At 39.6% G+C, this 606-nt stretch carries 3 protein-coding genes; all 3 read left to right on the top strand.

Annotated elements, in window-relative coordinates; all coding sequences use genetic code 11:
- The first annotated feature begins 10 nt into the window (after positions 1–10).
- Positions 11–115, top strand: coding sequence for a helix-turn-helix domain-containing protein (locus tag A5N85_RS17465; RefSeq protein WP_346243186.1), 105 nt, complete (start codon positions 11–13; stop codon positions 113–115).
- A 35-nt stretch (positions 116–150) separates the two neighbouring features.
- The gene (locus A5N85_RS14415) at positions 151–330 is read left to right on the top strand and encodes an IS630 transposase-related protein (RefSeq protein WP_249024013.1); all 180 of its coding nucleotides are present in this window, start codon (positions 151–153) and stop codon (positions 328–330) included.
- A partial coding sequence (locus A5N85_RS18115; RefSeq protein ID WP_211268280.1) for a transposase occupies positions 273–606 on the top strand: 334 nt, incomplete at its 3' end. The genes A5N85_RS14415 and A5N85_RS18115, both read left to right, overlap by 58 nt.

Genomic DNA, 606 nt, shown 5'->3' with positions numbered 1-606 from the left:
CCGACAGAAAATTCTTAACGATATTGCTAATGGAGAAACTTGGCACGCTGTTGCAAAGCGCTACAAGATCAGCAAATTCACCGTCTATAGCTGGATTAAAAATCCCCATCTTTAACTGAGCGTAAGCCCTCAAAGATTGATGATGAAGCCTTGCTTAAGGATATTGAGCAGTATCCCGATGATTACCAATGGGAAAGCGCTAGACGTTTTAATTGCTCGCAATCAGCGATTTGTTATGCTCTAAAGCGACTAAAGATAACGCATAAAAAAAGATTAACCAACATCCAAAAGCCGACACAGAGCAAAGAGAGCACTTTCAAGAACAAATAGTAGATAAGACCGCTCAAGACAAACCGATAGTTTATCTTGATGAATGTGGTTTTAAAGCCTTTGCTCATAGAGCTTATGGCTACAGCACAAAAGGACAAGTTTGTCATGGAAGTGATAACTGGCATTTAAAGAACCAGAGCAATGCGATTGGAGCCATTATCAATGGAGAATTGTTTGCCTTACGCTTATATGATGGTTCTATTAACAGCGATATTTTCTCTCATTGGGTGAGAGAAGCACTGTTACCTGAGTTACCTAAAAACAGTCGTAATTGTC

Source organism: Suttonella ornithocola (genome assembly GCF_001889065.1).
Taxonomy (GTDB): domain Bacteria; phylum Pseudomonadota; class Gammaproteobacteria; order Cardiobacteriales; family Cardiobacteriaceae; genus Suttonella_A; species Suttonella_A ornithocola.
The sequence above is the reverse complement of the archived record's forward strand: the minus strand, read 5'-3'. Positions and strand labels throughout refer to the sequence as shown.